We start from the raw sequence: 25302 nt of genomic DNA on the forward strand, positions 1-25302 counted from the left end.
CCAGGCTACACCTGCGGTTTGCTCCCCGCGCGCGCCCCCGCGCCCGCACCGCAAGCGCAGCCGCGGCACCCCCCTAGTAGTGGTAAGGGAATGGCGACCAGTCGGGCTCGCGCTTCTCGAGGAAGGAGTCGCGGCCCTCGACGGCCTCGTCGGTGCCGTAGGCGAGGCGCGTGGTCTCGCCGGCGAAGAGCTGCTGGCCCACGATCCCGTCATCCACAGCGTTCATTGCATACTTCAGCATGCGGATCGCAGTGGGCGACTTGCCGAGGATGGTGCGGGCCCACTCGATGCCGGTGCGCTCCAGGTCTGCGTGCGCCACAACCTCATTGACGGCGCCGATCTCGCGGGCGCGATCCGCATCGTATTCGCGGGCGAGGAAGAAGATCTCGCGCGCGTTCTTCTGCCCCACCTGGCGTGCGAAATAGGCGCTGCCGTAGCCGGCGTCGAACGATCCCACATCTGCGTCGGTCTGCTTGAACTTGGCGTGCTCGCGGCTCGCGATCGTAAGGTCGCACACCACATTGAGCGAGTGCCCGCCCCCCGCCGCCCAACCGGGCACCAGCGCGATGACGACCTTTGGCATGAATCGGATCAGCCGCTGCACTTCGAGGATGTGCAGGCGACCGGCCCGCGCGGTAGCTTCGGGGCCGACGCTCGTCTCAGAGTCGCTGTACTTGTAGCCGTCACGGCCGCGGATGCGCTGGTCGCCGCCCGAGCAGAACGCCCAGCCGCCGTCGCGCGGCGAGGGCCCGTTGCCGGTGAGCAGCACCACGCCCACGCGCGGGTTCACCCGCACCCGTTCGAGGGCGTCGTAGAGCTCGTCGACGGTGTGCGGGCGGAAGGCGTTGCGCACCTCCGGCCTGTCGAAGGCGATGCGCGCGATGCGGCCGTCGAGGCTGAGGTGCGCGGTGATGTCGGTGTAGCGTTCGGCGCCGGGCGCGGTTTCCCACTCGGCTGGGTCGAACAGATCGGAGACCCGCTCGGGCTGCGGGGTCTGCGGTGCGGGGTGCGGATCGCGCTGCGTCATACCCCCAGCCTACTTGTGCGGCTTCTTCGGTTTCGGGGCGGGGAGCGCCGCCGCGGTGAGGTCGATGAGGGCGGTGAGCCATTCGCGGTCTTCCCAGCGGTCGCCGCTCACCCGGAAGTAGAGCTTCGAGCCGGGGTAGGCGGGGGCCTCATCGGGTGTGCCGAGGTATGCGCGGCCGGCGTCGGTGGGTTTCACGAAGAGTTCGTCGTCGCACACGAACGCGACGGGCTTGTCGTCGCAGTACAGGCAGTATTCGCCGAACATTTTGCGGCTGCGGATCGTCGGCAGGGCGCTCAGCTGGTCGGTGAGGAATTCGATGGTGTCGGCCCTGGTGCTCATGCCGCCAGCGTAGCCCCGCGTTCGCGCCGCGCACCACCCGTACGGGCACGAGTTCGAGAGGACCGTGGCAGGATCGGAGCATGAGTGATGCCCGGGCCGCCCTTCCTCCGCTCGACGAAGTGCTCGCGGTGATGCGCGTGGTCGCGATCCCCACCAGCACGCGGTTTCGCGGCATCTCGGTGCGGGAGGCGGCGATCTTCGATGCGCCGCTGGGGGCGAGCGAGTTCTCACCGTTTCTCGAGTACGGTGATGCCGAGTCGGCGGCGTGGCTGGCGGCCGCCCTCGATTTCGGCTGGTGTGAGCAGCCGGTCACCCTGCGTGACCGGGTCGAGGTGAACGCAACAGTGCCAGCGGTGGCGGCGGATCGGGTGCCGGAGATCCTCGCCCGCTTTCCCGGCTGCCGCACCGCGAAGGTGAAGGTGGCCGAGCGGGGCCAGACGCTCGCCGACGATGTGGCACGGGTGCGTGCGGTGCGCGAAGCGATGGGGCCCGACGCGCTGGTGCGCGTGGACGCGAATGCCGGTTGGGGGGTTGAGGAGGCGGTGACGGCGCTGCGAGCGCTCGCCGAGTTCGACCTCGACTACGCCGAGCAGCCGTGCGTCGGCGTCGATGAGCTCGCCGAGGTGCGTCGGCGACTGGGCGCAGCATCAGCGGTTTCGAGCCCGCTGCGCGGCAACGACCCTGCGACCTTCGGATTAGAAGTTCGCACCTCCCCACTCGTGCGCATCGCCGCAGACGAGAGCGTGCGCAAGGCTGCCGACCCGCTCGCGGTGGCGCGGGCCGGCGCGGCGGATCTGTTGATCGTGAAGGCGCAGCCGCTGGGCGGAATCCGGCGCACGCTCAGCATCGTGGCCGAGGCAGGCCTGCCCGTAGTCGTGTCGAGCGCGCTGGACACCTCAGTGGGCATCGCGATGGGCTTGCATCTCGCCGCGGCACTGCCCCTCGCCGCCAGCGAGGGCGAGCATGGCTCGCAGCCCGGCTCGCAGCGAAGACCCCCCGGCGAACCGGGATCCGCACCCCCCAGCGTCACCGCACCCGGTGCCGTGCTTGCCGGGGCGTGCGGCCTCGGTACGGCCGCATTGTTGGAGGGAGACGTGACCGTCGATCCGCTGCTGCCGAACGGCGGCGAGATCGAGGTACGCCGCCCCCCGCTCGACCCCGCGCAGCTCACCCGCTTCGCGGCCCCGGCCGAACGCGCACAGTGGTGGCGCGAGCGCGTCACCCGCTGCCACGCGCTGCTCAGCGCGGCCGCGCAGTGAGCGGTGCTGCTCGCCGAGCGGCACCGCAACCGCGCCGAGTGCGACCCCTCAGCCCTTGAGTCCGGGAAAATCCTCTTCGCGCCACTCTGAGGCGATCCGCTCACCCGCGCGATGCGCGGCGATCTCACGCTCACGCAGCTCGACACGGCGGATCTTGCCCGACGAGGTCTTGGGCAGTTCGAAGAACTCCACCCGGCGCACCCTCATGTAGGGTGGCAGCGCGGTGCGGGCGTGAGCGAGAATCGCGCGAGCCGTATCGGCGTCGCCTGACGTGCCTGCAGCGAGCGCGACATACGCCTTCGTCACGTTGAGGCGGGTATTGTCAGGGGCGCCGACCACGGCAGCCTCAGCGACGAACTCGTGCTCGATGAGCGCGCTCTCCACCTCGAACGGCGACACCTTGTAGTCGCTCGACTTGAAGATGTCATCGGTGCGCCCCACGAAGGTGAGCACGCCTGTCTCGCTGTCGCGCTCGGCGACGTCGCCAGTGTGGAAGAGCCCGCCAGCGGTGGCCTTCGCGGTGGCCTCAGGGTTGCCGAAGTAGCCGGTCATGAGGTTCACGGGCTGGCTCGGAGCGAGCCGCAGGCAGATCTCCCCCTCAGCGGCTTCCACGCCGGTGAGCGGATCGACGAGCACCGCGTCAACCCCGGGCAACGGAATACCCATCGCACCGGGCACGATGGGGTCGCCTGGCATGTTGCCGATGAGGGCGGTGGTTTCGGTCTGGCCGTAGCCGTCACGGATCTCGAGCCCCCACCACTCCTTGATGCGGGCGATCACTTCGGGGTTGAGCGGCTCCCCGGCCGAGAGCAGTTCGCGCAGCGCGCGCGGTTTGTGCTCCAAACGGTGCTGGATGAGCATGCGCCACACCGTGGGCGGCGCGCAGAACGTGTTGACGCCCGCACGGTCGAGCTCTGACACGAAATGTTCAGCGTCGAAGCGGGCGTAGCTCAGCACGAAAATCGTGGCGCCCACGTTCCAGGGCGAGAAGAAACTCGACCAGGCGTGCTTGCCCCAGCCGGGCGCGCTCACCACTGAGTGCACGTCGCCGGGGCGCACCCCGATCCAGGCGGTGGTGGTGAGGTGACCCAGCGGGTAGCTGGTGTGCGAGTGCTCCACGATCTTGGGGAGGCTCGTGGTGCCGGAGGTGAAGTAGATGAGCGAGGGATCGGTGCTCGCGGTCGTGCGCGGGATCGGGGCGAGCGACGCGGCGCTTGACTCTTCGTAGCGGTGCCAGTCGAAGAGGGCGGCGCGCTGGTCCTGGCTCGCCTGCTCGAAGCCGACACCGACACGGTTATAGCTGCCGGGCACCTCGGCGAACTTCAGGGCGTCACTCGCGGCGGCGAACACCCAGCGCACGCGCCCCCTGTCGATACGGTCGCTCAGTTCGTGCGCGCCGAGCACCGTCGAGGTCGGCAGGATCACTACGCCGAGCTTGAGCGCGGCAAGCATGATCTCCCACAGCTCGATCCGGTTGTCGAGCATGAGCATCGCAACATCGCCCTTGCGTGCACCAATGCCGCGCATCCAGTTGGCGACCTGATCGGAGCGCTGCCGCATCTGTGCGAAGCTGCGCTTCTGCTCGCGGCCGTCGGCTTCGACGATCCACAGCGCCGTGTCATCGTTGCCCTCCGCGATCGCGTCGAACACGTCGTGGGCCCAGTTGAAGCTCGGCCCCACGTCGGGCCAGCGGAACTCGGCACGGGCGCGAGCCGGATCACCGGCGAGTTCGAGCAGCTGGTCGCGGGCCGCGAAGAACGCGCGCGTGGCATCGGTGTGGGTCATGTGACTATTCTGCCTCGCTGCCGGGGGATGGCGCGCAGCGCCGGGTGTTGCGCGCCTCTCGGGGGCGGTGCCGCGGCGGCTTCAGCTGTGGAAGACCGTGTGCAGCTGCGGGTCGCGGATCGCCTCCCGGCCACCCAGACCGTCGATCTCGAAGAGCACCGCGGTACCCGCCACTTCGTAGTCGAGCTCGCGCAGCAGCTGATGCGCGGCTGCGAGCGTGCCGCCCGTGGCGAGCACGTCGTCGATGACGAGCACTCGCGAACCGCGGGGGAAGTCTGCGTGAGCTTCAACCTCGGCGATGCCGTACTCGAGGGCGTAGCTGACGTTCGCCGCCGGCCGGGGCAGCTTGCCCGCCTTGCGGATCGGCATCAGGCCTGCACCCGTGGCGTATGCGGCGGCGCTCGCGAGCAGGAAGCCGCGCGCTTCAAGCCCTGCGACGACGTCGAAGGTGCCGCGGAACGGGGCGATGAGCGCGTCGACAGTGGCGCGGAACGCCGTGCCATCGGCGAGCAACGGGGTGATGTCGCGGAAGAGGATGCCAGCGCTCGGGTAGTCGGGAATCTCGAGGATCAAGGATTCTGCGCGCGCAAGTTCGGCGCTCGACTCGGGAAAGCTGGGCATGTCGAGGGGCTCGTTCGTGGTCTCCGTCACTCGACCCAGGGTACCGGGAGTCTCGGCGGGCCGGAGGTGGTGGAGCAGCAGAGCGCGAGGTGCGCGAGCAAGCCAGACCCGCCGACAGCTGGGACCGCGCGCCAGAGGTCTTCGCCTCCTCCCGGGTCCGCCACCGCACGCCGCCTCTCCCCCTCCCGCGACACGCCCGCGCAACGCCGCAGCGGCCTCGATTTGAAGAGGTCCCCCGAGTCGTGTAATGTTCTTCTGGTTGGTGAAACCAACATGCGCCCCTAGCTCAGCTGGATAGAGCATCTGACTACGGATCAGAAGGTCGGGGGTTCGAATCCCTCGGGGCGCACCAATCATCCGAAACCCCCGTCGCATCAGCGGCGGGGGTTTTCTCGTCCACGGACTCTTCTGACTTGAGCATTCCGGGACGGGTAGGGTCATCTGTCTCACCCGCAATAAACGCAACAGTACTGTCAAGAATCTCCGCGACACGTCGAGTCTCCGCGAGGGACCACGTATCCCCGTGCATGCGCCGAGTCACACCGGCGGGCGAGAAGCCCAGTGCGCGGGCGAGGGCCGCCTGAGACATCTTCCGCATGAAGAGCAAGACTCCAATGCGATCGGCGGTGCTGTAACCACCTTCGTCGATTATCAATTGCAGCGTCATATCCACAGAGTAACACTCCGTTGCGCATTTTGATACGACACGCGCACAATTCGCATTGCGTTTTTCGAAACAATACTGCTAGCGTTTCGACTATCGAAACGATTTGGAGGTGAAAATGCCGATTACGAACTCTGCAGCAGCCCAGGAACTCAAGGATCTGATTCACGATCAAAGGTTGACAAGTAAGACCGTGGCCAACTACATGGGGGTCACCGAGTCTTGGCTTAGCCGGCGGTTAAGTACAGCCGTGAAGATGCATATCGATGACTACAACGCGATCAAAGAGGCTGTGCTCGAAGCCTCGGCATCCCTGACCCGCTAAACGCCGAGCCCCCGGAGCGGCAACTCCAGGGGCTCAGTGACATCCCCGAAAGGAACATCAGTTCGTGTCTCACAATATTGACACGGTCTCGCGCGCAGTGGAACAGCTTGCCAGCACCTCCACAGTGCCCGAGGTCGTCAATTCTCCCACGTCTGCCCTAGTGACCGATGGGCCTGGCCACGCGACCGTAGACCAATTCACGTCGACTTCGACCAAGCTGCTGACCATTCACGCACGCTACGAACCCGACGGCGCCGGAGTCACGGGCGACGGCGACCTCTTCGCCCACGCAGGCATGAGGGCGAGAGGTTCGCATTCATGACCTTCTTCAGCGCCGAGGCTCCTGACCTGCCCGATTTCGGCTCGCCGAACGTCGTCACCTTGTCCAACATCCTTCTCTTTGTAGTCGCCACTGCTGGTGTTGTGCACTTCGTGTTCGGGATGTATTGCGCGTTCATGGCCACGTACACCCGAGAACGATTCAGGTATGCCACTTCACTCGCCGAGCTTGAGGAGTTGGTAGAGAAGCACTTGGCGTACCTGCGGTGCTTCAAAGCAAGTATTGTTCTCGGTCCTGTTCTCGTTGTCGGGGCTGTTGTGATGTCTGTCGTTAGGTCGCTGCCATGAGCGATCTGCAAATCGTCCGCCCGCGTCTCGCGTTCGAGCGCGAGTTTGGACAGCACCGCAACTGGTGGGTGCGCGACTCCCGACTGGCCGGCACCCCGGTCAGCATCCTCCTGTACCTGCTTTCGCATGACCCTTCCCGGATGCCAACGCAGACCGACTCTCGCCGAGAGCTCGGCCTTGGGAAAGACGCCTGGCAGAGCGGGAAGCGTCGATTGCTGGAGGCAGGATTCCTGGTCGAGATCCGTGACCGCTACCCCCGCGGTTTCGTCGACGCTGATGGCCGCCAGCGGGGCGGTCAGCGCCGGTTCCGGCTGTTCCTCCAGGATCCCGAACCCGGCTTCTCGATTCGCGAAGCGGACGCCGTGATCGTGCTCGATGAGCCGTACGAAGAGTACATCGCAGCGCAGCCTGAAGACCAGTGCGGAAAATCCGCACTGGTGAGCAAAACCCCAGGTCAGCAGGACGGCGGAAAATCCGCACTGGCTGAATCCCCGTATGCGGATATTCCGCACACGGCGGAAAATCCGCAGTCCTTTATAGGAAGAGAAGACCAAAACCAGGTTGGTTTGGTTGGTTCTAATACTTCTTCGGACCAACCAACCCACCAGGCCGTAAGCGCGCGCGAAGCCGAGATCGACGCGGCGCTGTCCGCACTACACCCGGATCTTCGCTTGACGGCTGCACAGCTCGCTCGAGAGGTGAACGGACGCGTGGATCTCACGCAGATCGACATCGTGCGGGCTGTCGAGGCGACGGTGATCCGTGCGGCGTTGCGTGGCGAGCGGGTGGCGAACCCGGCCGCGTATGCGGCGGCGGTCATCGTTCGGAGCCCTGAGCAGTGGGCGCTCGGTGCCGAGCAGCCCAGGGCGTTCGAACCGCTGGGGCAGCGCCCCGACGGAACCGAGTGGGAGCCGGCGGTGCCCTGCGTGCGCCGCGGGCACTGGTGGGGTTCCGACAGGCTGCCCGAGGTCGAGCGCGGCCACTGCGTCGATTGCGGGATCCCGCGTCGCGCCGTGGATGCCGCCTACGCCGAGCTCGAAGACGAGCTGCTGACTGTTGGGGGTGGTTTCTGATGGGGCGGGTGTGGCGTCGCGAAGTCGTCGCGATCCGCTGCGAGCTTCGTAGCTGTGCGGCTACGGTCCGGCTCATCCCGGCCGTTGCGCATGAGACGAGCTGGCATGACCACGTTGAACTGTTATCGACAATGGTGAGCTCCGGCTGGGCGGTCGTGATCACGAACAAGTTCCGAACCTACTGCCCCAATCACGCTGAGCAGGCTTGGGCCTGCACATGCCGCACTAACCCGACACGGCGCCACCTCTGTGTGGTCCACACCGCCGAGGTTGCCTCTCTGGTTTGGGATGCCGCCCAGACCCCGATTGTAGTTTCCGAGATCTTGAAGGTTGCATCATGAAACACGCCATCCTCCCCGACAACGTGACGATTCGCCCTGCTGAACTCGACGTGCAGGCAATCATCGTTCGCGAGCGGCAGCGCGCGGTCGCAGACGATCATGTCGAGCTGCTGCAAGCCTCCATCGCTCAGACCGGGAAGCAGATCGTCCCGATCGCGGTGTCTGAGCGTCCGGGCGGCAAGCTCGTGCTCATCGACGGCGCTCACCGCCTCGAGGCCGCAAAGCGCGACGGTCGGACAACGATCCGGGCAGAGGTCTACACGGGGCTCGACGAGGAACACGAGAACGTACTCGAGTTCGTCACCAACCGCGCCCGCCGGGATCTTTCCCCCGCGGAGATCCACGCAGCATGGGAAACATTCGAGCTGCCGCTCTACGAGCTGAAGGCTCGAGAGAAGCAGTCACTTGGTGGTCACATGACGGCGGTTGCGACGGGCAAAGTCGAAGATTCCATGCTTATTCCCGCCGGGAATAAGCATGAATCAGCGACGGCTGTTTCGATTCGTTCGGCTGCAATCGAGAAGACGGGGCACAAGCCGGAGTGGTTGGACAAAGTGCGGAGGATCAGGGATTTGGCGGCGAGTGAAGAGGCGCCGGCTCCGGTTCGGGAGGCGGCTCAGCGTGGCTGGGAGAAGCTGCACGACTCGAAGGCAAAGGTGGAGCCGGTGTTCAAGCAGGTGCAGAAGATCCACGAGGCGGTGCTGCACGAGCAGGAGGATCCCGTGGAGCGCAAGCGCCGTGCCGCTGAGAAGCGGCTGGATGAGGTCGTGCGTGACACCACCTTGCTCCAGGAGCGCCTGGAGGGAGATCTCCGCGACGTTCTCATGTTCGCCGCCCGTCAAGGTCAGATGGGCCGGGACATGCTGCGAGCAGCCCGCGTAGCACTCGTGCACGCGCTCACGCAGATCGTGGTAGTCGAGTGCGAGGTGGACGGGAACCCCACGGTGAACCTCCGCACCATCGGCAGCGAGGTGACGAACCTGCTCTCGCAGCAGTCGATGCGGGCTCTCGGCCTGAGCAAGGAAGGGACGACTCGTGACTAGTGTTCCGAGGTTCGATATCTGGCGGCAGCGAACCGCGCTCACAGATCTTGCGGAGGACGGTGCAGAGTTTCTGCGAGAGCCCGAGGGGCTGGCGTTCATCGAGCAGATGTATGAGTTCCTCGCACCGAATCTCGTGGGCGTCGCGCGCAAGAAGTTCGGGTATGCCCTGGATCGGGACGAGGGGGTGAACCTCATCATCGAGCAGCTGCTCGCGTCGCGTCGTCTCGACGATAAGGGGGCGGTGCGGAAGGCCGCGGCGGCGGAGAACCCGTGGGCGTATCTGCGGGGGTGCGCGATGGACTGGATGCGCCAGCAGTGGGGCGTGCGCGGGGCCTCGCTCGAGGCAGTGGGCGATATGGCCGTGAGCTCGTTCGAGGAAGTCGCCCACGAGAACCCGCACACGCCGATCCATGACGTGGTCAGGCTGACGTTCGGCGTGGTGTCCGAGGTGATCCCGGCCGTTCATCACGACGCGGTGTTCGAGTTGCTGACGTGGGCCGCGGTGAACCCGCCCCAGCGGCTGTCGTACGAGACCGATGATCGGGTGGCCGCGCACAGGCATTGCCCATCGCTGACGATCGACCAAGTGATCGCGGTGATGAAGATCGCCCGCGGCTCGCGCCAGAATACGGCGGCGACGAGTCTGATGGGCCAGTTCCTCCTGAACCGCGACTTCCGCGTCTCCGACTCGGGCACGCACGCGCGGGCGCTGATGCATTTCAAGAACGCATTCCGGGCCGGCGAGGGCGGCTCGAAGATGCTGATCGATTGGACTTCCCGATGAATGAGTACGAGACCGAGCCCATCCTGATGTGGATGCTCACCATCGCGGTTGCGGGCGTGGTGCTCCTGGGGGCGCTGGTGCCGCTGTGCGCGGCGCTGCTTCCTGAGAACGTGGAGGTGGCGAAGTGAATGAGCTCTACCTCGAGGGCGCCGGCCGGATTGTCTATTGCCTCCTCGCAAGCTTCGGCATGTGCGCTCTCATCGCACTAATCTTCTTCATCCTTAGAAATGACTAGGCGATTGGCTACCGGCAAAGTGATTCATCTCGATTGGGAGGTTCTGTGATGGCTAAGAAGCCGAGTCGGACGTGGGGGTTCGTGGGCGGGATGAGCCCGTTCTTGCTGATCGTGGCTGTCGGGTCGATGGCGGTTTCGTTCCCGACGCTGACGGACGTGGCAGCACTGGCCGGGCTCCCGTTCCCGTTCGCGTATCCATTTATCGTCGACGGCGGCATGCTCGTGGGTGCGGTGGGTGCTGCGAATAAACGCTTGCGGGGGTTGCCGGTGCGTCGCACATACCTCGGGTTCGCGGTGCTCGCTGTGGTGTCGGTGGTGGCGAACGCCGTGCATTCCACGGTCGAGGCCGATCCGATCGTCCCTATCTGGGCGGCTGCGGTGCTGGGTGCGGTGCCGCCTGCGACCCTGTTGTGGGCGACTCATGAGGTGATGGATCTCGTGCCGGATGAGAAGGAACGGGCGAAGCTGGTTTCGCTTCGTGAAAAGTCCGATGCGCGCGCGGTCCCGCGTCCTGTAGACGCAGACGCATTGCAAAATGCGCGCGCGCCCGAGCAGAGCGCCAGTGCGGTCGACCTCGCTACGCCGCGGGTAGCTGCATTGGCGGCGGAACCTCGCGGTGCAGAGGTTCGATCTCCCTTGAAGCTCGTCTCCCAGCCTGCATCGGCAGATAAGAGCGAAGTTCGCCGCCAGGTGCTGGAGTTTCTAGGCAAGGAAGGAACTCGGCCTACGGGGAAGCTTGTCGGTGAGTGGCTTGGCGGGAAGACCCCGAAGACGGGGCAGCGGTTCCTCGCTGCGATGGAGGAAGACGGGGCGTTTGCCTCCGATGAAACTCGTGACAAGTTGTCTACTGGCTCGTAGCCGCCGGGCTCGAACGGAGTTCTTCGAGTGGTGCGCCCACCGGTCTTCGCTGGCGCGGATTGTCCGTCCAGCACGAAGAGATGAGGTGATCTCGACAGTCCCGGTAGAACTCGTCACCGAAGAACTCGCGCGTCTTTTCAAGATTCTCTGGCCTTGGCTTCGATCTCACCCCATCATGCGGCAGCCATCGTTTGAAATATCGGCGATCCGCCTGCTCAAGCCCCTCATGCTCTGGAACGCGAGGATACTCGTGAGGCTCGGGCAGGCGGATACCGGCAAGAGTGCGAGGCACACTCGTGTCGAACTCAGCGAAGAACGCAGCAGGTTTGAAGGGCCGGCTCGGATCGTAAGTCAGTTGCAGCGCCTCACACAGTCCACGGTATGTGCCCGCGTCCAGCTTGTCGGCGATCCAATAACAGCCCCGCCGGCCATCCCACCGCAGTTCAAGAGAAAACGCGAACTGTCCGCCCTTCAACCCGAAAAGCAACTTCTTTCTCGGGCGATCGCACAGCAGCACGACGCGGAATACGGCACGGCCGTGGTTGTGCTCGAACAATGCTCGGTGCGTCGAAGACTGCTCCATCTCTCCGACGAGCCTGGTCAACCCCCAACAATCAGTCACAGGAGAAGCATATGAACTGGTCCCGCGGGAACGAAATCCCAATGCTTGACCTCGCTCCCGGAATCGACGCTGGGTTCTGGGGAGAAATCCATCTGGCTTGCCCGCATGAAGGGTGCGCTTGGACGCTCCCGCTCTACTGCGTCGGCGTGCTGGGGAACTCATGGGTTTGGGTGGCACCCGGCTCCGATACGGATGTCCTGGGCATTGTGTTGCCCGGGTGGGTATCGGAATCCGGGTACTACCAAATTTCGGAGTTGCTTCTCCACGAAGATCACCCGCATTCGATCAGCACGCCGGGACGGAAGGGTTCGCCAGGTTGGTTCTCAGCGCCCGGGTCAACAGATTTCGACACGGTTGCCGTTTCCGCTCTCGTCGAGCAGAGCTTCGGCTGGATCAATGACCGATGGTGCTCGATTTACATCGATCGGACTCGGGGTGAATCGTCCTGGTTTGACTCCGGCGAATGGGATACCTCGGTACTGCGCTGTCTCGCGAAGGAGGAAGTGATGGGGGTAATCATGGCGGAAGACCGGCTTGAACCATCCCCCGTTTCCGTTCTCCGCGCGCTACGGGAATGTCTACGTCTGGATCGCCCGGACGTATAGCGAGGGGATCGTGTCGAGCTGCGCGCCTGCTGTCTTCGGATAGTGGGCGCGCAGCTCGTTCTTCTATCCAGGGGCTGCTCGCTTGCCTAGGCAACTGGATGATGAAGGGATCCAATGATCTTGGATACGACACGAAAAACGAAGCGTCGAGCCGGGTATGCCCGGTCGCGCGTTGGGAGGAAGCTCGCGGCGCTTGCGCTTGCGGGGCTGATGGTCGCGGGGGTTGCTGATGCGGCTTCTGCGAACTCGGGCGGTGGCGGGGTGCCGGGCTCCGGTCACGGCAGCAGCGGCGCCTGGCAGCTCTACCACATGACCTTCGACGCGTTCGTTGAGGGTAGCTCCACTGGCTACCAGGGGGTTATGGGCGCCTCGACGGAGTGGTTCATTAACAACTACGCCGGCCCGAATTCGGGCGGGACTCCGACCGACGGGTACGGTGCGCAAGACTCGATTCGAGCAGCGTGTTCGAGTGCGTTGGCGAAGGCTGAAGCGCGTGGCGGCAACCAGGGCCGTTCGCGTGTGGTCGGGATCATGTGGGCGGGGTCGGCGACGAGCGCTTGGGCCAGCTACAGCTCTGCCTCGTCGGCGTTCTACCAGCAGCGATGGGATCAGGCCGTCGTCGGCGCGGGCTACCCGGGCATCTACACGCAGGCGGCCCCGTACATGGCGCAGCGGTGGTCCGAGGGCCTGTCCGAGGGGGGCTCGACGCCGGCGGCAGTGTGCCTCGCGCTGAACCAGAACGAGCCCCCGCAGACCTACGCATTGTCGGTGACGACGGATCAGCAGGGTGGTGGGGCGATCGCTGGCACCGCCCAGCCGGTGCATGATCTCGTGCACACTTCCGCGGGCGCGTCGACGATCCGTGAGAACGTGACCGCCCGCGTCGTCCTGAACTGGGACGGTGTGGAGACCGGGCCGCGCTCGGTCGCGAAGGATGTCCCCGTTCCGAACGTCGGCACCACGCGCACACCGGATTTCACGCCTGCTGATTTCGGTTGGCAGGCATGGCCGCAGGGCGGGTACTGGTTCGATGTGCAGGTGGGCCAGCAGGGCATGATGGCGGCCCCAGTGGATACCCCGGACCGGGATCCCCGTGAGTCGTGGACTGCACCCCCGGTCCTCCCGGCGAAGGCGCTGCTCACGAGTGATGGGTCGCGCGAGCTCGCGGCCGACGAAGTGCTCGTGGCCGGCCAGTCCTACATCGCCCGCGTGCGCGCGTTCACGAACGGCTACGAGTCGTCGATGACGATCTCGGACATCGTGCACTCCCGCAGCGTGTGGTTCGGTGGCGTCGACGCCGACAACCTCGCCGCGGGCTACGTGCTCAATGACGGCGGTCAGCGGGTGCCGGCCGAGTTCGCGGTGTCGCGCACCGGGTCCGGGGCGAGCGCCCGCTCCACCGTGACGGCCACGATCCGCAACGTCAGCCCGGGCGCGTACTTCACGATGTACATGCCCACGTTCATGCAGCCCACCGGGGCTGACTACTCGGTGCCGGATGACTCGCGCGCCTGCTACACCGCCTCGCAGATCGGCTGCATCAACGGCAACAGTGAGGTCACCCGCAAGGTCTCCCCGAAGCCCGACAAAGTGTGGGTGCTCGACGAGGACGGCGCGCTCATCGCCGCCGACCCCGATCACACCGACAAAGTTGCTGCCGACGGCAAGGTCTTCCTTCCGGGAGACGCCGTGACGGCCGTGGTGAACGGGCGCATCCCCGCACATGTGGTCGATCCGTACTCGTACTATCGCCTCGGCGATGTCTGGACCAAGGCAGCGCAGTACGTCGACTTCTCCGACGTGTCGAAGGCGAAGGTGTTCGTGCAGGACAACCCGCTCTTGCAGTGGGTGGACCGGAGCGCTCAGTTCGACTTCGAGGTCGTCGGCACGGTGACAACCGCGACCGCCCGCGCTCCGTTCCCCGCGACTACCGCGGGGCTGGAGCATGACCGGAAGGTGAAGCTGGTCATCTCCGGCAACTTCCGCACCGACTACGACACCGACGGCGCCACCGTCGCGCTCTACAACGAAGGCTGGGAGGAATGGAACAACGAGAGGGTGCCCACGAACACTCCGCCGGTCTTCACCTGGACCCCGGACCCGTCGAAGCAGGTCATCGGCTCCGCCGAGGAGTCCGGCGACAAGACCCACGACAACATCGACGGCCTCGTCGTGTTCCCAGGCCAGAAGGTCGAGTACTCAATCGGAGTTGACCTCCGCATCCCAGGAAACACGGCGCGCGGCGTGAAGTCGCTCGTCGTAAAGGACAAGCACGACCCGCAGTTGCGCCCCGATCGTGAGTCGGTGCAGTTCTGGGACTCCCGGGATCCGCTGAGCCCGCGCCCCGTGCCGCGTTCCGCGTACAAGCTCGCGTTCCAGGACAAGGAGCACAGCTTCACCGTCACGTTCACGCAGGCGTGGCTCGATGCCAACGTGAACGTGGAGGGTGCGAACTCCGAGTGGGTGAATCGTCCGGGCTGGCTCACGATGCGGTTCACGGGCACCGTGCTCGACACCGCCCCGCCCGGCTCAGCGGTACGCAACCAGGCGTTCCAGATCATCAACGGTGTGAGCATGGCGACGGAGATCCCCGAGGTCACGATTCCCTCGATCGAGCCCGACAAGGTGGTGTTGTCCACCGACGGTGACGACATCGACGGCAAGGTGCTGATGAAAGGCGACAAGGTCATCTACCGGCTCACCCTCGACGGCGGGCCGGCCCGCTCCGAACTCGCCTACAACGTCCATAAGTTGGGCATCGTCGACGACTACGACGAGCGATACCTCGATGTGGAATCCGTCACCTACGCCAGCCAGCGCACGGGTGTAGAGGTGCCCACCGAGTTCAACCAGCAGGTCGCAAGCGGCAAGGTGGCGGTGTTTGCCAAAACCGTTGACCACACCAACGCGTACGGTGAGCTGATTCCGGGTGATCCTCAGCCGGAGGATCTGTTCGCGTACGACCGTGAACCGATCAAGCCGCACTCCTCGCCCATCATCAACCAGGACCTTTTGGGCGACGACTACTGGATCATCATTACCGCCGTCGTGACCAAGGAAGTGGAGGGCGATGTGATCAAGAATCAGGCGGTGCAGAACATCCAGAACACGCACCATCAGACGCGGATCGTGTCGAACCCGCTTGCGAAGATCAACCCCGAGAAGGATGTCGTGGTCGACGCCGGCGGTGCCGACTCGATCAACGGGCAGGAGATCCCACTGCACTCCCTGTTCAACTACCGTCTGAACTCGTCCACGATCCCCGCGAACCGCGCCTACGGTGCGAAAGAGTGGGCGGTCACGGACAAGTTCAACCGGGAGTTCGACGCTCACACGGGGCAGTGGGCGATCTACGCTCAGACTGACCTCTACGACGGCGAGAAGCGCGTCGCACGGAAGGGCGACCCTCTCCAGGATGCGGACTCCGAGAAGAAGGGCGACACCGTGTACTTCGACGTCGTCTTCGATGAGGAGACCTACACGATGACCGCGACAGCGACGCCCGCTTACCTCGAGCTGGTGAACTCCAGGGGCGACCTGGCGCAAGCGTGGTCGTTGTACGTACAGATGGAGCGGATCAAGGCCGGCGAGCGCATCGAGAACACGTTCGTCGAGCGTTACAACGGCAAGGACCGCCCTTCCAACGTCGTGCACACCTTCACCCTGGAGCCGGTGATCCCCGCCGAGCCGGCGCCGCCGCTCGCGAAGACCGGCGGCGCCGGCGCACTCGGCCTCGCAGGCGGCGCCGTGCTACTGCTCGGCGGCGGTGTCCTCGCCGTCGTGCTCGCGCGCCGCAGCAAGACGCGGGCCGCGGTCTCCGAGGAGGTGCCCGTGACCTCGTAGCGCGCTCAGCCGGCACAGAAGAAGCCGCCCCGAACCGTAATGGTTCGGGGCGGCCTTTTGGTGTGAGGCGAGGTGCTAGACGTAGCAGTCGATTCCCGGAGGGCAACCCCCGATGGAGCCAGGCGGGGGCGGGGGCGCGTAGCCACCGCCACCCCCGCCACTACCGGGAGCGGGCGCCGGCGCCGGCGCACTGTACCCGCCACCGCCGCCGTACTGCGGGGCCGGGGCGCTCCACTGCTGCTGTGCCCACTGGGCGGCAGCCGCGGCTTCTGCTTCGGCCTGTGCCTGCGCGGCCGCAGCAGCGGCAGCTTCGGCTTCCTCGCGCTGCACGGTCTCGACGTGCGCCTTGCCGGCGGCGGCCGCGGCGTCGAGGTAGGCCTTCACCTTGCGATGCGTGAGCACCGCCTGCAACGGCTCAGAGATCTCGACGGGATCCGCCTTGTCGTCTGCTGCGGGCACCACCGCACCCGACTCGTCCCGCGCGTAGCTGTCGGCCGTCGCGAAGTCGGCGGCGGCCTGCGCGGCCGCGGTCACCGCGCCGTTCGCGGCGTCGCCGGCCTTCGGCGCGGCAGCGACGACCGCCTTCGCCGCGTCCGGCAGGCTCTCGGCCGCGGCCGAGAGCGCCGGCAACACCTTGGCGACCGCGCCCTCGACGTCGTCGACCACGGCGGCAGCCGCGTCGAGCCGAACTTGGGCCGCCTCGTGCGCGACCCGTGCCTCGCCGAGCTGCTGCTCAGCCTCGGCGACGTCGTCGCCGGTCACCTCCGCGGCCGGGATGGGCTTCTGGGTGGTGGGCTCCTCGAGCGTGCTCGGCACGGCCTTCAGCAGCTCGTCCGGGGAAGCGCCGATCCAGGAGGGTGGGAACCCGGCTCCCTGCGCATCCTTCTGCGCCGCGCTGATGGCGGCCGCGGTGTCCTGCTGTTCGGTCGTCGCCTCCGGCAGCGCGTCCGCGAGGGAGGTGGCGGCCTTCCCGAGCTGCGTCGCGTGCTCGGCCGCAAGCGCCGGCGGTGGGGTCTTCGCGAACCCGGCGAGCTGTCCCTGCAAGGCGTGGGCCTGCGACAGCTGCATCGCAGCGAGCCGTTCGGTCGCGTCGGCCTCCACGATGAGCTGGTGGCTCGCGGCCTGCAGCGTCCCGGTCTCGGTGATGGCTGCCTCGTAGGCGGACACACGGGTCGCGTGCACCACGCTCGGCGTCGCGACCGCGCCCCCGATGACGAGGGCCGCGGCAACCGCGCCGCCGATGAGGAGCGCCTTCTTCGGTCGCCGCGGCGACCGCGCAGCAGGCGGGGTCGGGTCCGGGGTTGCCGGAGCGGCAGGGGTGATGGTGTCGGTCATGACTTACCTTTCAGTAGTAGCTGAAATCTTAGTGATGGGGTCGGACATTGCTGTGGGTCAGAAGATGAGGGCGTGGGCGGTGGCCGTCACGGCGCCGGAACCGTGGAAGAGGTCATCGACGTCGTCGACGCCGGCCTGGTAGCCGAGGGCGGCGAGCACCCACCGGGTCCATGCGTCGGGTTTCGCGCCCGCGAAGCCGCGCTGCACGCTGATGCCGGCGTGCAGAACGTCGTCGACGGCGAGGCCGGTGCCGTGCCCGCGGCGGCCGGGCGGGATCTTCACGAGCACGATCTCGTACGTCGACCGGAGCCGCGCCCCGGACGGGATCGCGTTCCCGCGGTGCCAGATCATCCGCTGCACGTCTCGCGGGAGTGCAGGTGTGAGGTCGCGCTCGTAGTCGGGTGCGGCCGCGTACGCCCACCCGTCGTATTCCGCATCGAGACGGCGCAGCAGCTCAAGGTGGGTGTCGAGCTGGTCCCAATTGGCGGCGTCGGGGTGCTCGTCGGCGCGGCCGTGCCCTCCCTGGTGGCCGCGCCCGGTGCCGTACCAGCGGTTCGCGCGGCCGAGGTAGGGCGGATCCGCGATCGCGAGCTTCATAGTTCGGCGCTCCCCGTGGGGACGAACACCATGGTGAGCGCGGCTTGCAGGGCTGCTCGCTCCACGGATTGTTCGTGTCCGGCGACATCTACCGTCTGGTGCTTGAATGCGGGGACGAGCAGCCACCCGCACGTGCCGCAGATCTCTCCGTACTCCCAGATGTCTTTGCCGTCGCCGAAACCCTCGATGTCGCGAACGAGGTGCTGCTCGCGCACGGCCTGTGCTGCTTCGACGGCTCCGTCGAGCTGCTCGGTGGTGAGAGCGCCGATGAGCTGCACGAACTCCTCTCGGCGTTCCAGGGCGGTAGTGGGCTCTCCCGCAAGGATCGCTTGTGCGATCCCGTCGCGGAGCTGATCCATCCAGCTTTCACTCATATGGCCGTACTTCCGCAGGTGTTTCCACCCGAACATTCGGTCAATGACGTTGCGGGCGCGTTCGATCTGTTCAGATCTCGGCGCTCCTGTGGGTGTGGTCATGGTGTGCTCCTTCCGCCTTACGATGAGTCCCGGCGCGCTGTCCTGGTTCCTCCGGTTTCGCTCCAGAGGGGTGGGTGCGGGGCCGTTCGGCCCCGCACGAGGGGTCTAGGTTGTGGGGGCGGCGAAGTCGTATCCGCCGAAGGGCGACCGTCCGGGGACGTGACGGGAGCCGAAACCTCGGCGTTCGGTGATGATCGGGTAGCCGGGGTGCTGCCAGGCGGGCGGGTAGTGCTCTTCGACCCAGGTCTGCAGCTTCGCGAGCTTCTTCCGTTCGTGTCCGTGCTCAGCGAGCTTCATCGGGACGACGGGCAGGTCGCGCCAGCCGGGCAGCACGTGGTCGTGCCAGGCTTCCACGGCCGCGTTCTCCCGGTCGTTGATGGTGTGCCAGCGGAACGGCTCGCAGATGATCTGGTACATCAGTTCGTCCGGCAGTTCGCCTGGTGCGTGCACGTGATCGTTGTCGCCGAAGCGGCCCCCGCAGCGGGTGTCGGCGGAGAAGATCGCGTGCTGGTGGCCGCCGATCTCGGGGTCGGCGGTGAAGCCGTGCCCGTACCGGTGCCACATGTGGCTGTAGGGGGTGATGCCGAAGCGGCCGTGCTCCATCTCCCAGCGCGCCCAGGCGGCGTCGAGTTCGGCCGGGGTGCGGTACTCCTCGTGGTAGCCGAGGGGTGCCCCGTCCCAGGCGGGGAGCGCGGCGACCATGTCTGCGTGCATCATCGCGTCGATATCGAAGGCGAGCTGGGTGGTGGTCACTTGCCGGCTCCTTTCTTGAGTGCGGGGCGATCCAGTAGCGGTAGGCGGCGATCGCCCAGAGCGCTGGGATAAGGATCAGGGCGAGTTCGGGTGAGATCTGCTCATGCATGGCGGCTCCTGTCAGATGGTGGTGGTGTACGCGGCCCAGGCCTCGTCGACGTCGCAGCCGTCGGGGATGCCGTTGTCGCGCATGTGCGTGTAGCAGTCGGCGGTGCAGGCGTGATCGCCACGGTCAGAGGCGATCCGCACGGTGAGCTTGTAGACGCCGCAGTAGTGGGTGCCGAGGCTCGTGGTGACCTTCGCGCTACTGCCCGGCATGGGCACGGCCGCGATGCGCTCGAGCACGGCGGGCACGCCCCGGAAGTTGTGCACCTGGTCGCCTGCTTTCAGGATGTTGCCGGCCTCGTCGGTGACGACGAACTCACGGCCACCGATCCCGGGAACTGTGTGCTTCTCCATCGGGTTACCTCCTTGGTGTTGTTCTCCCTCCCTCATTTCTTTTGCCGGGGAGGCGAGAATCGCCGACAGCGGTGCGGAGCTGGAGCGGAAGCTGGAGTGGTCGCCCTGCACGGCCGAGCGGAGCGAGAGACGGGCGAGGCGGCTGCGGTCGGGGGGTCTGTGGAGCTTGCGGAGCAGATTCTCCGACGGGCTTCCGTGGAGGCGCAGCGGCGCTACCCTGTCGCTTGCTTCCCGGCAAATGAATGCAGGCTTCGCCTGCTGAGTCACCCGCTTGCGGGTGTCAGAGATCCCCGGCCTCTGTGGCGGGGTCCGGCCCCGGATGGGGACGGCGGGGGTGTGCGAGGGGGCTGGTCCCTTCGCGCGCGGCCCCGTCGCGCCCCGGCCCGCCGGGAGCCCCTTGCGGGGCCCCGGGTCGGTTAGGTCCAGTCCTCATCCCAGCCGTCAGGCAGGCTCACCGGGTGGGTGTCGTGCAGGTAGTAGAGCGTTTCCCCGAACGTCCCGAGGTCATGCGCGCCGAATGTGGCGCGCCGGTGCTGGAGTGCCCAGTCGGTGTCGAGCGATTCGGCGGGGCTCTGCCGGTCGCAGGTGTCGACGGCGTAGAGATCGTCGGCGTCGACGAGGCTGTCGCACCTCGGGCAGCGGATCGCGGTGTAGGTCTCGCCGTCGTCGGTGACTTCTTCCACCTGGAGGGCGGGGAACGGGTGGTCGCGTAGGCTCTGCTGCAGCTTCGCGATCTGCACGATCAGATCGTCGCCGGCGTCTCGGGTGATGCTCATCGTCCCAGCTCCGTCTCGATCTGGTCGAGCATGGGGCCGATGAAGCGATCCCAGATGTCGTCCTGCTCGCCGTCACGGATCGCCCGGGCGGCGCGGTGCACAGGCTCCGCATGCACCGCCCAGCCTGCGTAGTCGTTCTCGGCCCGCTCGTCGAGCGCTTTCGCGATGAGTTCGTAGAGGTCTCGCTGTTCGCGGTCGGTGGTGAGGGCGTAGGTGATCATCTCCGAGATGTCACTGCTGGTGTGGGCGCATTCGTCGGGCCGGTCACCGCAGTAGCGCTTGAGAGTGGCGGCCGCGATCTCATCGGCGGTCTTCGTGGTCATGGTGTGCTGTCCTTCCTCCTCCTCGTTTCTTTTGCCGGGGAGGCGAGAATCGCCGACAGCGGCGCGGAGCGGAGCCTGGTGGTCGAGGGGTGCCCCGCGCGCGGCGTGAGACGCGGGAGGGCGCACCGTCAAGGGCGGTGAGGAACGAGCTGGCCGGCGACTACCGGGCGGAGTGCAGTGTCGCTACCCTGTCGCTTGCTTCCCGGCAATAGAGCGCGGGCGTAGCCCGGGTGAGTCACCCGCTTGCGGGTGTCAGAGATCCCCGGCCTCCGTGTCGGGGGTCCGGACCCGGATGGGGGCGGTGAAGCGGTGACGCTGCTGGGGGTGGGCCGCGGTGCGGCCCCAGTGTTGCTGTGCCGGCCGTCCACACTGTGTGCAGGCGAGCCCCTGCCTGAGCTGGGCTGTGCACATTGTGGTCGGGTGGCCCGAAATGTCGGTGTCCATAGGTTCCCGCGCGCTCCGTCGGGCGGGAGCCTGTGCGTCACCGACACCGGCGCGCTCGGCGCGGCGTCGACTGCGCGGATATCGGGTTCGTGGGGGTATGAGGAATTCGTCACCCATGAAGTCGTCTCCGCGGGCGCGCAGCTCGCGTGTTCCCGTCGCGCTCGCGCGGTTGTGGCCGCTGTCCGTTCTGCAGGCGAAGCGGGAGAAGCCGCTTCCTGCGCAGTTCCCCGCGAAGTTGGTGTGGCGTGGGGGTGAGTTGCAGGTGCAGTGCGATCGGTTGCGGAGGGTGATCCGTGACCGGGTGAACTGGGCGACGGTCTCGATCAGCGGGTCGCCGCGGCGCTCGTGGCCGACGAAGTCGGGCACCCACGCCGTGCTCGAGCTGTATGGAGCCGTGCGCGAGTTCGAGGTGGATCTCGCTGAGGCCGGGCTCGGCGGGGCTGACCTGTTCGTGCCGCCGGAGATGGCGGAGCGGTGGCTGGAGCTGCGCGATCGCGCGCTCGATGTTCTGGATGAGGAGGCGATGGTTCGTGCGTGATCGGGGTCTGGTGAAGAACGTGCGCCGCGGGCGGCGCGCGGTGCGGTGGGCGGCGTCGGTGCTGTCTGCGGTGGTGCTCGCGTCGACGCTGCAGGTGACGGCCGGGGCGAGCAGCGCGTCGGCGGTGGTGTTGCCGGCGCCGGCTGCGGCGTCGGCTGCCGGGCTTGAGGCGTGCACGCCTGCCGAAATCAGGGCGACGAAACGCTACTGGTACTTCGGCAGCAAGGCCGGCCTCGATTTTGGGGCCGACGGCAACTGGCAGGCACCCTTCACCCCGATCAGCTCGAACGGGACCGCGGGTGAGGGTACGACGGTGGTCACCGACACCACAGGCGCGCTGCGGTTCTGGTCGAACGGCCGGGAAGTGTACGACCGGACGGGCGCGATCATGAAGAACTCGGCGGGCGGGCTCGGTAAGAACAGCGCCGCACAGACGGTGGTGGCGATGCCGGCACTGGGAAGCCCAGGCCGATACTTCGTCGTGACGACGGGGTACGAGGCGGAAATGGGAGTCGCGGGCGCGCCGCTCTACTACTCCGTGGTCGACATGAACAGGAACAATGGCCTGGGCGAGATGATCCAGAAGAACGTCCGCCTCGGATGGGATGGTGTCGCCGGTGAGGGGCTGGCGGCGACGATCAACGCGACCGGCGACGGGTACTGGGTGTACTCGCTCGGAAATGGGAGCCGTCAGCTGCACCGCTGGGAGTTCAAGGCCGCCGGCCCCACCAGCACGACCCCGCAATCGCAGACCCTCTCCGAGACCTTCACCGCGTTCTCGTCGATCTTCGTCGACAACACAGCCGGGAGCACGCAGGTGGCCATCACCGCCGCGGAGCAGCGCCGCGTCATCATGGCGACGGTGAACCGCGCGACAGGTGCGGTCACCGAGCGCACCGCGTTCAACACGGGCCTGAACGCGCCGCTCTACGGGGCCGCGTTCACCGACACGGGCCGGCACCTGTACGTGTCGAGCCTTGAGTACACGCCAGGACAGCATGGCGAGCTCATCCGGTTCGACGTGAAGGATCGCACCGAATCGCAGATCTGGGCGTCGCGAAAGTGGATCGCGAACTCCCCGGTGGCGGCGGTTGCGGGCTACGCGGTCGGCTCCGGCGGGGCGCTGAAGCTGGGACCGAACGGGGTCATCTTCTGGTCGCCCGGTTCGCTCCAGGGCACCCTCTCCGGCGTGTGGGGACCTGATCTCGCAGCGCCTTCCTTCGGGAACGGGGTCGCCCTGGCCAATGGCACCTCGACGATCTTCGGCCTGCCCGACATGGTGACCGGGTGCGAACGGAAAACCCCGGGCCTCACCGCGACGGCCACGGTCTCGAAGCCGGGCTACAGCATCGGCGACGATCTCGAGTACCGGGTCGTACTCCGCAACACCGGCAACGTGCCCCTCTCAAGCGTCGGCGCCGAGGGTGCGCCGAGCAGCGGCGCGGGCGCGGGCCTGTCGTGCCCGCGGTCGACGCTCGCGCTCGATGAGTCGATGACGTGCACCGCAGCTCTCACCACCACGCAGGCGCATATCGATGTCGCTGCGCTCGACTACCAGGTGCAGGCGAGCGGGCGCGGCGCGACCAGTGGCACCACGACCGGCACGATCACCGCTGAGGCGTCCGTGCGGGCGGTGCCGCAGCGCGTCGACCAGCTCGCTGTGAGCGCGGCGCCGGCGTCGACGAGCTACGCGAACGTCGGGGATGCCGTGAGCTTCGATTTCACGGTCACCAACACGGGCAACACCACGGCGAATGGCGTGGGCGTTGCGGCCGAGGGGTTCACGGGTGCGGGTTCGCTCTCGGGGATCTCGTGCCCGCAGACGGTACTCGCACCGTCGGCGTCGATGACGTGCACGGCGCAGACGACCGCGACGCAGGCCGACATCGACCGCGGCCAGGTCGCGCTCGGCGGCACCGCCACGGCAACGCCCGCGGGCCTCACCGAGCCGATCAGTGCGCGCGCGGCCGCCGCAGTAGTGCCGGCGGTGCAGATGCAGCAGCTCACACTCGCGAAGGCCGCAGCGGCGACGTCGATCGACACCGCCGGCACCGAGGTTGACTACACCTTCACGGTCACGAACGCAGGCAACACCACGCTGAGCGCTATCGCGGTCGACGAGGGAGGGTTCGCCGGCGCCGGGACGGCACCGGAGGTGTCGTGCCCGGGCACGGTGCTCGCCCCGACCGCGTCGATGACGTGCACGGCGACCTACACGTCGGTGCAGGCCGATGTGGAGCGCGGCAGCATCCTGAACACCGCGACCGCATCGGCGTCGACGCCGGCGGGTGCGACGATCCAGGCGGGCGCGAGCTCGGCGTCGGTGACTGCTGAGCAGCGGCCCGCGCTCAAGCTGCGCGGCGCCGCGGCGCAGACCGAGTACGCGGCCGTCGGCGACACCATCGACTACCAGTACACGCTCACCAACACCGGAAACCTCGGAGTCAGCAGCCTCGCCGTGACGAGCGACGAGTTCACCGGCGCCGCGACGCCTGAGGTCGGGTGCGACACCGACGTGCTCGCACCGACCGCGTCGACGACGTGCACGGCGTCGTATGTCGTCACCCAGGACGACATCGACCGGGGCGACATCCTCAGCACCGTCGAGGCGCACGGCGCCGCGGCGTCGGGGCCGGTCGCGTCGGGCGCCGAGGGCGTCACGGTGCCCGCGGTGCAGCAGCCGGCCGTCGCGCTCCTCACGGGCGTCTCCACGTCCAGGTTCGCGGCCGGACAGGCGCTCAAGTTCACGTTCGATGTCGAGAACATCGGCAACGTGAGCCTTGCGAATCTCGCCGTCGACGCTGAGTTCACTGGCGACGGGGAGCTTGGCGACATCGCCTGCGACAGCACCGCGCTGCGCCCGGGCGAGGAGCTGCACTGCGCTGCCGGCTATGTCGCGACGCAGGCGGATGTGGACCGTGGCATGCTCGACACCACCGCGACCGTGCTCGGGATCTCGCCCCGGCACGTCTCGGTGTCGTCGTCGCCGTCACAGGCGGTCGCCGACTCCCCCGCAGAGCCCGAGCTCACGCTCACCCACACCGTGTCCACCCCCGACGTGCTCGTCGGCGACACCGTGACGTACACCGCCGAGGTCACCAACGCCGGCACCGTCACCGTCGAAGGCGTCGCCCTCGCGGTCGACGAGTTCACCGGTCTCGGGGCCGCACCCGTGTTCGCCTGCGCGGATGCCGCTGCGGTGCTGCCGCCCGGCGTGAGCGTGCAGTGCACCGCCGCGTACACGGTCATCGACGGCGACGCCGGACAGGGCGCGGTCGACCACGCCGTGCGCGCAGCCGCAACCACCGCCGTGCACGGCGTACCCGTCACGTCGGAGCCCGCAGCCGCCACGGTGAAGGCAACCGCACCGCCCGTGCCGTGCGCCACAGGCGGCGAGCCCGGCTGCCCCGCACCGGATGTCAGGATCGCAACCACCGGCGTGGCCGGGAGCGATGAGACGGTGCTGTGGGCGTTCTTCCTGCTCGTCGCCGGCGCCGCCGCCCTCGGCATCCGTCGCCTCATGGCCCGTCGCACGCGCAGTGCGGCGTGA

The 25302-nt window shown here is 67.1% G+C and carries 24 protein-coding genes and 1 tRNA gene; 13 read left to right on the top strand and 12 right to left on the bottom strand.

Features of this window, described 5'->3' with window-relative positions; all coding sequences use genetic code 11:
* Window positions 1-73: 73 nt before the first annotated feature.
* A complete protein-coding gene (locus tag WFI54_RS11635; RefSeq protein WP_336652960.1) occupies window positions 74-1027 on the bottom strand; it encodes a 1,4-dihydroxy-2-naphthoyl-CoA synthase in 954 nt (317 codons plus the stop codon).
* Between the two features lie 9 nt (window positions 1028-1036).
* Window positions 1037-1366, bottom strand: a complete 330-nt coding sequence (locus WFI54_RS11640) for a TfoX/Sxy family protein (protein ID WP_336652961.1) — start codon at window positions 1364-1366, stop codon at window positions 1037-1039.
* Window positions 1367-1446: 80 nt separating this feature from the next.
* Between WFI54_RS11640 and WFI54_RS11645 the strand changes: the two genes are divergently transcribed.
* Window positions 1447-2625: an o-succinylbenzoate synthase gene (locus tag WFI54_RS11645; RefSeq protein ID WP_336652962.1), complete on the top strand. Its 1179-nt coding sequence runs from the start codon at window positions 1447-1449 to the stop codon at window positions 2623-2625.
* Between the two features lie 48 nt (window positions 2626-2673).
* Here WFI54_RS11645 and WFI54_RS11650 read toward each other — a convergent pair whose 3' ends face one another.
* On the bottom strand, window positions 2674-4410 hold the full coding sequence (locus WFI54_RS11650; protein WP_336652963.1) for an AMP-binding protein: 1737 nt from the start codon (window positions 4408-4410) through the stop codon (window positions 2674-2676).
* Between the two features lie 81 nt (window positions 4411-4491).
* Window positions 4492-5061 (bottom strand): adenine phosphoribosyltransferase, encoded by a 570-nt coding sequence (locus WFI54_RS11655; RefSeq protein WP_336652964.1) that lies wholly within the window; start codon window positions 5059-5061, stop codon window positions 4492-4494.
* Between the two features lie 245 nt (window positions 5062-5306).
* Between WFI54_RS11655 and WFI54_RS11660 the strand changes: the two genes are divergently transcribed.
* From WFI54_RS11660 to WFI54_RS11700, 9 genes are all read left to right on the top strand, one after another.
* Window positions 5307-5383 (top strand) — tRNA-Arg (locus tag WFI54_RS11660).
* Window positions 5384-5873: 490 nt separating this feature from the next.
* On the top strand, window positions 5874-6020 hold the full coding sequence (locus WFI54_RS11665; RefSeq protein ID WP_336652965.1) for a hypothetical protein: 147 nt from the start codon (window positions 5874-5876) through the stop codon (window positions 6018-6020).
* Window positions 6021-6084: 64 nt separating this feature from the next.
* Window positions 6085-6342: a hypothetical protein gene (locus WFI54_RS11670; RefSeq protein WP_336652966.1), complete on the top strand. Its 258-nt coding sequence runs from the start codon at window positions 6085-6087 to the stop codon at window positions 6340-6342.
* On the top strand, window positions 6339-6647 hold the full coding sequence (locus WFI54_RS11675) for a hypothetical protein (protein ID WP_336652967.1): 309 nt from the start codon (window positions 6339-6341) through the stop codon (window positions 6645-6647). The genes WFI54_RS11670 and WFI54_RS11675 overlap by 4 nt, the downstream gene beginning before the upstream one ends.
* Window positions 6644-7720 (top strand): hypothetical protein, encoded by a 1077-nt coding sequence (locus WFI54_RS11680; RefSeq protein ID WP_336652968.1) that lies wholly within the window; start codon window positions 6644-6646, stop codon window positions 7718-7720. Before WFI54_RS11675 ends, WFI54_RS11680 begins: the two co-directional genes overlap by 4 nt.
* A 337-nt stretch (window positions 7721-8057) precedes the next feature.
* Window positions 8058-9104: a ParB/RepB/Spo0J family partition protein gene (locus WFI54_RS11685; protein ID WP_336652969.1), complete on the top strand. Its 1047-nt coding sequence runs from the start codon at window positions 8058-8060 to the stop codon at window positions 9102-9104.
* Window positions 9105-9237: 133 nt separating this feature from the next.
* Entirely contained in the window at window positions 9238-9888 is a 651-nt protein-coding gene (locus WFI54_RS11690) for a hypothetical protein (RefSeq protein WP_336652970.1), read from the top strand.
* The gene (locus WFI54_RS11695; RefSeq protein ID WP_336652971.1) at window positions 9885-10016 is read left to right on the top strand and encodes a hypothetical protein; all 132 of its coding nucleotides are present in this window, start codon (window positions 9885-9887) and stop codon (window positions 10014-10016) included. Before WFI54_RS11690 ends, WFI54_RS11695 begins: the two co-directional genes overlap by 4 nt.
* A gap of 218 nt (window positions 10017-10234) precedes the next feature.
* Window positions 10235-10981: a DUF2637 domain-containing protein gene (locus tag WFI54_RS11700; RefSeq protein ID WP_336653098.1), complete on the top strand. Its 747-nt coding sequence runs from the start codon at window positions 10235-10237 to the stop codon at window positions 10979-10981.
* On the opposite strand, the gene WFI54_RS11705 is transcribed toward WFI54_RS11700, so the two are convergent.
* Window positions 10968-11765, bottom strand: coding sequence for a DUF6037 family protein (locus WFI54_RS11705; protein WP_336652972.1), 798 nt, complete (start codon window positions 11763-11765; stop codon window positions 10968-10970). The two genes, WFI54_RS11700 and WFI54_RS11705, sit on opposite strands and share 14 nt — an antisense overlap.
* Before the next feature lie 557 nt (window positions 11766-12322).
* Here WFI54_RS11705 and WFI54_RS11710 point away from each other — a divergent pair.
* A complete protein-coding gene (locus WFI54_RS11710) occupies window positions 12323-16051 on the top strand; it encodes an LPXTG cell wall anchor domain-containing protein (RefSeq protein WP_336652973.1) in 3729 nt (1242 codons plus the stop codon).
* Window positions 16052-16126: 75 nt separating this feature from the next.
* On the opposite strand, the gene WFI54_RS11715 is transcribed toward WFI54_RS11710, so the two are convergent.
* From WFI54_RS11715 to WFI54_RS11745, 7 genes are all read right to left on the bottom strand, one after another.
* The gene (locus WFI54_RS11715) at window positions 16127-17386 is read right to left on the bottom strand and encodes a hypothetical protein (protein WP_336652974.1); all 1260 of its coding nucleotides are present in this window, start codon (window positions 17384-17386) and stop codon (window positions 16127-16129) included.
* 57 nt (window positions 17387-17443) lie between these two features.
* Window positions 17444-17983 (bottom strand): hypothetical protein, encoded by a 540-nt coding sequence (locus WFI54_RS11720; RefSeq protein WP_336652975.1) that lies wholly within the window; start codon window positions 17981-17983, stop codon window positions 17444-17446.
* Window positions 17980-18459, bottom strand: coding sequence for a hypothetical protein (locus WFI54_RS11725; RefSeq protein WP_336652976.1), 480 nt, complete (start codon window positions 18457-18459; stop codon window positions 17980-17982). Before WFI54_RS11725 ends, WFI54_RS11720 begins: the two co-directional genes overlap by 4 nt.
* Window positions 18460-18564: 105 nt before the next feature.
* Complete coding sequence (locus tag WFI54_RS11730) at window positions 18565-19212, bottom strand: DUF6349 family protein (protein WP_336652977.1); 648 nt, start codon at window positions 19210-19212, stop codon at window positions 18565-18567.
* Window positions 19213-19332: 120 nt separating this feature from the next.
* The gene (locus tag WFI54_RS11735) at window positions 19333-19671 is read right to left on the bottom strand and encodes a hypothetical protein (RefSeq protein WP_336652978.1); all 339 of its coding nucleotides are present in this window, start codon (window positions 19669-19671) and stop codon (window positions 19333-19335) included.
* A gap of 416 nt (window positions 19672-20087) precedes the next feature.
* The gene (locus tag WFI54_RS11740; RefSeq protein ID WP_336652979.1) at window positions 20088-20447 is read right to left on the bottom strand and encodes a hypothetical protein; all 360 of its coding nucleotides are present in this window, start codon (window positions 20445-20447) and stop codon (window positions 20088-20090) included.
* Window positions 20444-20770 (bottom strand): hypothetical protein, encoded by a 327-nt coding sequence (locus WFI54_RS11745; RefSeq protein WP_336652980.1) that lies wholly within the window; start codon window positions 20768-20770, stop codon window positions 20444-20446. Before WFI54_RS11745 ends, WFI54_RS11740 begins: the two co-directional genes overlap by 4 nt.
* Before the next feature lie 559 nt (window positions 20771-21329).
* On the opposite strand from WFI54_RS11745, the gene WFI54_RS11750 reads away from it, so the two are divergent.
* Both WFI54_RS11750 and WFI54_RS11755 read left to right on the top strand, forming a co-directional pair.
* Complete coding sequence (locus WFI54_RS11750; RefSeq protein ID WP_336652981.1) at window positions 21330-21752, top strand: hypothetical protein; 423 nt, start codon at window positions 21330-21332, stop codon at window positions 21750-21752.
* Window positions 21745-25302, top strand: a complete 3558-nt coding sequence (locus WFI54_RS11755; RefSeq protein ID WP_336652982.1) for a DUF7507 domain-containing protein — start codon at window positions 21745-21747, stop codon at window positions 25300-25302. The genes WFI54_RS11750 and WFI54_RS11755 overlap by 8 nt, the downstream gene beginning before the upstream one ends.

Origin of the sequence: Leucobacter sp. MMO-125, assembly GCF_037148395.1 — a bacterium.
GTDB lineage: Bacteria > Actinomycetota > Actinomycetes > Actinomycetales > Microbacteriaceae > Leucobacter.